The sequence below is a fragment of the Hydrogenophaga sp. genome (assembly GCF_028698005.1).
Taxonomy (GTDB): Bacteria; Pseudomonadota; Gammaproteobacteria; order Burkholderiales; family Burkholderiaceae_C; genus Hydrogenophaga.
Genome location: NZ_JAQVEJ010000177.1, coordinates 1 through 5,699, shown reverse-complemented (window position 1 = coordinate 5,699; position 5,699 = coordinate 1). Strand labels below are relative to the sequence as shown.

Genomic DNA, 5,699 nt, shown 5'->3' with positions numbered 1-5,699 from the left:
TTCCACCCGTTGAAGTTGAACGCATGCCACACCAGCCGGGGCGTGCTGGCGCAGGCCGCCAGGGCCAGCAGCAGGCCGAGCATGACCAGCCAGCGGGTGAGTGATTGCTTCGCTATCATGGTCGGACCTCCCTGAACGGCCTGGCTTGCGGTGCCAATCAGCGCCAGCATAGACGAATACCTTGGTATTCAAGATCCACAAGAGGGCCCGGCTTCCCCGAAACAGGGCAAAAAGGTGTAACAAATAGCACCCTTACCGGCCGGCAAACCCAGCAACGGTGCGGTGGAGCAGCCCTACACCGGTTTGTAAAGGGGGCTCGCACCATGTGGATAACTGGCCGGCGCGACTACAATGCCCGCTCAGCCCAGAGCCACTTGTCCACAAGAACAAATCCATTGACCGCCAGCATGTCCGAGGGCGCTTCTCGCGCCATTTCCACCGACGACGACAGCGCCCTGCTGTGGTCCACCTGCGTCGATCGCCTGGCACAGGAAATCCCCGAGCAGCAATTCAACACCTGGATCCGGCCGCTGGCCGCGACCGTGGCCGAAGACGGCAGCAAGGTCACGCTGCAGATGGCCAACCGCTTCAAGATGGACTGGATCCGGGCCCAGTATGCGGCCCGCATCAGCGCCACGCTGGAGTCCCTGATGGGGCGCCCGGTTGCCCTGGAGTTAGTACTTGCTCCGCGTGAAACGCCTGTCAGAACTCACCCCCCGATCCGAACCGTGCAGGACCAGGTCCTGTCGGAACTGCCCGACGTGGCCGCGCCGAGCGAGCCGGCGGCGGCCAATATCCCCAGGAGCCGGCTCAACCCGGCCCTGACCTTCGCCACCCTGGTGGAGGGCTCGGCCAACCGCATGGCGCGTGCCGCCGCCATGCACGTGGCCGGCAGCCTGGGCCAGTTGTACAACCCGCTGTTCATCTACGGCGGTGTTGGTCTGGGCAAAACCCACCTGGTGCACGCCATCGGCAACCAGTTGCTGGCCGACCGCCCCAACGCCAAGGTTCTTTACATCCATGCCGAGCAATTCGTCTCGGATGTGGTCAAGTCCTACCAGCGCAAGACTTTTGACGAGTTCAAGCAGCGTTACCACTCGCTGGACCTGCTGCTGATCGACGACGTGCAGTTCTTCGCCAACAAGGAACGCACGCAGGAAGAGTTCTTCAACGCCTTCGAGGCGCTGCTGGCGCGCAAGAGCCACATCGTGCTGACCAGCGACACCTACCCCAAGGGACTGGCCGACATCCATGAGCGCCTGGTTTCGCGCTTCGACTCGGGCCTGACGGTGGCCATCGAGCCGCCCGAGCTGGAAATGCGCGTGGCCATCCTGATCAACAAGGCCACGGCCGAGAACGCCGTCATGCCCGAGGAAGTGGCCTTCTTCGTGGCCAAGAACGTGCGCTCGAACGTGCGCGAGCTCGAGGGCGCGCTGCGCAAGATCCTGGCCTACAGCCGCTTCAACCAGAAGGAAATCTCCATCCAGCTGGCGCGCGACGCGCTCAAGGACCTGCTGTCGATCCAGAACCGGCAGATCAGCGTCGAGAACATCCAGAAAACCGTGGCCGACTACTACAAGATCAAGGTCGCGGACATGTACTCCAAGAAGCGCCCTGCGAGCATCGCGCGGCCGCGCCAGATTGCCATGTTCCTGGCCAAGGAGCTGACCCAGAAAAGTCTGCCCGAGATCGGCGAGCTGTTCGGCGGGCGCGATCACACCACGGTGCTGCACGCGGTGCGCAAGATCGCGGCCGAGCGGCAGACGGTGAGCGAGCTGAACCAGCAATTGCACGTGCTGGAGCAAACCCTGAAAGGGTGAGCATGCCCGGGCATGGCTGTCTTGCAACTAGGTGAAAATAGCGCGATTGGGTATTCGGCCCCCTGATTCCTCCGAGCGAAAGAGCAACATGATCGTTTTCAAGTCGACCCAGGACAAGGTTTTGGCAGCCCTGCAATCGGTGGCCGGCATTGTCGAGCGGCGCCACACGCTGCCGATCCTGGCCAATGTGCTGCTGCACAAGACCGGCCCCTCGGTGCAACTGACCACCAGCGACCTGGAGATCCAGATCCGCACCACGGCCGAACTGGGCGGCGACGAGGGCAATTTCGCCACCACGCTGGGGGCGCGCAAGCTGATCGACATCCTGCGCACCATGCCGGCCGACCAGACCGTGAGCCTGGAAAACAACGCCGGCAAGCTCATCCTCAAGGGCGGCAAGAGCCGCTTCACGCTGCAGAGCCTGCCCGCCGAAGATTTCCCGCTGGTACAGGAATCGGCCAGCTTCGGCCCGGTGTTCAGCGTGCCGCAGAAAACGCTCAAGAACCTGCTCGGCCAGGTGTCCTTCGCCATGGCGGTGCACGACATCCGCTACTACCTCAACGGCATCCTGTTCGTGGCCGAGGGCAAGCAGCTCAGCCTGGTGGCCACCGACGGCCACCGCCTGGCCTTTGCCAGCGCCCAACTGGAGATGGACGTGCCCAAGCAGGAAGTGATCCTGCCGCGCAAGACGGTGCTGGAGCTGCAGCGCCTGCTGTCCGACAAGGAAGGCGCGATCGAGATGCAGTTCGCCGCCAACCAGGCCCGCTTCACCTTCGACGGCATGGAATTCGTCACCAAGCTGGTCGAAGGCAAGTTCCCCGACTACAACCGCGTGATCCCGCGCAACCACTCGAACATCGTGATGGTGGGGCGTGCCCCGCTGCTGGCCAGCCTGCAGCGCACGGCCATCATGACGAGCGAGAAATTCAAGGGCGTGCGCCTGAACCTGGAGGCCGGCACCCTGCGCGTGGCCTCAAGCAACGCAGAGCAGGAAGAGGCGGTGGACGAGCTGGACATCGACTACACGGGCGAGGCCATCGAGATCGGCTTCAACGTCACCTACCTGATCGACGCCCTGCAGAACATGAGCCAGGAGATGGTCCGTATCGAACTGCAGGACGGCAACAGCTCGGCACTGATGACCAACCCCGACGACAGCGCGTTCAAGTACGTCGTCATGCCGATGCGGATCTGAGCGCCGGCGCCCACGCAACCCCTGCAGCCAACCCGCTCACCAGCGGGTTTGGCGTTTCTAGAAGTCTGTGAGATTTGATATGTCCGAAGCCAACCAGCCCACCGCATCGACCGACAATGGCGCCCAAACGCCCAGGATCGATGCCCACCAGCCTGGCGCCAGCGCGGGCTACGGCGAGGGTGCGATCCAGATCCTGGAGGGCCTGGAGGCGGTGCGCAAGCGCCCGGGCATGTACATCGGCGACACCTCCGACGGCACCGGCCTGCACCACCTGGTGTTCGAGGTGGTGGACAACTCCATCGACGAGGCGCTGGCCGGCCACTGCGACGACATCGTCGTCACCATTCACCTGGACAACTCCATCAGCGTGGTGGACAACGGCCGCGGCATCCCCACCGGCATCAAGTACGACGACAAGCACGAACCCAAGCGCAGCGCGGCCGAGATCGCGCTGACCGAACTGCACGCCGGCGGCAAGTTCAACCAGAACAGCTACAAGGTCTCGGGCGGCCTGCACGGCGTGGGCGTGAGCTGCGTGAACGCGCTCAGCCGCTGGCTGCGCCTGACGGTGCGCCGTGAAGGCCTGGTGCACCAGATCGAGTTCGCGCGTGGCGTGGTGCAGAACCGCGTCATCGAGACGGGCACCGACGGCAGCGAAGTCTCGCCGATGAAGGTGGTCGGCCCGACCGACAAGCGCGGCACCGAGGTGCACTTCCTGCCCGACACCGAGATCTTCAAGGAAAACAGCGATTTCCACTACGAGATCCTGTCCAAGCGCCTGCGCGAGCTGTCGTACCTGAACAATGGCGTGCGCATCCGCCTGATCGACGAACGCACCGGCAAGGAGGACGATTTCTCGGGTGCCGGCGGTGTCAAGGGCTTCGTCGAGTTCATCAACAAGGGCAAGCAGACCCTGCACCCGAACATCTTCCACGCCACCGGCGAGCGTACCAGCGACCAGGGCACGGCCATTGGTGTCGAGGTGGCCATGCAGTGGAACAGCGGCTACAACGAGCAGGTGCTGTGCTTCACCAACAACATCCCGCAGCGCGACGGCGGCACCCACCTGACCGGCCTGCGCGCGGCGATGACGCGCGTGATCGGCAAGTACATCGCCGACAACGACCTGGCCAAGAAGGCCAAGGTGGAAGTCAGCGGCGACGACATGCGCGAAGGCCTGTGCTGCGTGCTGAGCGTGAAGGTGCCCGAGCCCAAGTTCTCGAGCCAGACCAAGGACAAGCTGGTCTCCAGCGAGGTGCGCGGCCCGGTGGAAGACGTGGTGGCCCGCCTGCTGACCGAGTACCTGGAAGAAAAGCCCAACGACGCCAAGATCATCTGCGGCAAGATCGTGGAGGCCGCCCGTGCCCGCGAGGCCGCGCGCAAGGCGCGCGAGATGACGCGCCGCAAGGGCGTGCTCGACGGCATGGGCCTGCCCGGCAAGCTGGCCGACTGCCAGGAAAAAGACCCGGCGCTGTGCGAGATCTACATCGTCGAGGGTGACTCGGCCGGCGGTTCCGCCAAGCAGGGACGCGACCGCAAGTTCCAGGCGATCCTGCCGCTGCGCGGCAAGATCCTCAACGTGGAAAAGGCGCGCTACGAAAAGCTGCTGTCCAGCCAGGAAATCCTGACGCTCATCACGGCGCTGGGCACCGGCATCGGCAAGGCCAGCACGGATGAGCATGGCGGCGGCAAGAGCGGTGCGGACGACTTCGATGTCTCCAAGCTGCGCTACCACCGCATCATCATCATGACCGACGCCGACGTGGACGGCGCGCACATCCGCACGCTGCTGCTGACCTTTTTCTACCGCCAGATGCCCGAGCTGGTCGAGCGCGGCCACATCTACATCGCGCAGCCGCCGCTGTACAAGGTCAAGAACGGCAAGGAAGAGCTGTACCTGAAGGACTCCGCGGCGCTGGACCAGTACCTGCTGCGCATCGCGCTGCGCGAGGCCAAGGTGAGCACGGGCGGTGCCAACCCCACCGTGCTCGAAGGCGACACCCTGGCCGAGCTGGCGCGCAAGCACCAGGTGGCCGAGCGCGTGATCGATCGCCTCTCGGCCTTCATGGACGCCGAGGCGCTGCGCGCCATTGCCGACGGCGTGGCCGTGAAGCTGGACACGGTGGAAGAGGCCGAAGCCAGCGCGGTCGCCATGCAGGCCAAGCTGGCCGAGCTCAGCGCCGACGGCATGCCCCCCGAAGTGACCGGCGAGTTCGACGCGCGCAGCGACAAGCCCATCCTGCGCATCAGCCGCCGCCACCACGGCAACGTCAAGAGCTCCATCCTCACGCAGGACTTCGTGCACGGTGCCGACTACGCCGCCCTGGCCGAAGCGGCCAACACCTTCCGCGGCCTGTTGGGCGAGGGTGCCAAGGTCATGCGCGGCGAAGGGGACCGCCAGAAGGAAGAGCGCGTGAGCGATTTCCGCCAGGCCATGCAGTGGCTGATCAGCGAGGCCGAACGCACCACCAGCCGCCAGCGCTACAAGGGCCTGGGCGAAATGAACCCCGAGCAACTGTGGGAAACCACCATGGACCCGGCCGTGCGCCGCCTGCTGCGCGTGCAAATCGACGACGCCATCGAGGCCGACCGCGTGTTCACCATGCTGATGGGTGACGAGGTGGAGCCGCGGCGGGAGTTCATCGAGACGAATGCGCTGCGGGCGGGGAATATCGACGTGTGAT

General features: G+C 64.7%; 3 protein-coding genes. All 3 read left to right on the top strand.

Going from position 1 to position 5,699, the window contains the following annotated elements:
• Positions 1-407 precede the first annotated feature (407 nt).
• Positions 408-1,820, top strand: a complete 1,413-nt coding sequence (gene dnaA, locus PHQ87_RS13935) for a chromosomal replication initiator protein DnaA (RefSeq protein ID WP_300235546.1) — start codon at positions 408-410, stop codon at positions 1,818-1,820.
• A gap of 88 nt (positions 1,821-1,908) precedes the next feature.
• Positions 1,909-3,015, top strand: a complete 1,107-nt coding sequence (dnaN, locus tag PHQ87_RS13930; RefSeq protein WP_300235545.1) for a DNA polymerase III subunit beta — start codon at positions 1,909-1,911, stop codon at positions 3,013-3,015.
• Between the two features lie 79 nt (positions 3,016-3,094).
• Positions 3,095-5,698: a DNA topoisomerase (ATP-hydrolyzing) subunit B gene (gene gyrB / locus PHQ87_RS13925; protein WP_300235543.1), complete on the top strand. Its 2,604-nt coding sequence runs from the start codon at positions 3,095-3,097 to the stop codon at positions 5,696-5,698.
• The last annotated feature ends 1 nt before the right edge of the window (position 5,699 follow it).

What these genes read in the sequence shown, in the direction of transcription:
- dnaN (WP_300235545.1), top strand. Translation starts at nt 1,909, where the DNA reads ATGATCGTTTTCAAGTCGACCCAGGACAAGGTTTTGGCAGCCCTGCAA.
- gyrB (WP_300235543.1), top strand. Translation starts at nt 3,095, where the DNA reads ATGTCCGAAGCCAACCAGCCCACCGCATCGACCGACAATGGCGCCCAA.
- dnaA (WP_300235546.1), top strand. Translation starts at nt 408, where the DNA reads ATGTCCGAGGGCGCTTCTCGCGCCATTTCCACCGACGACGACAGCGCC.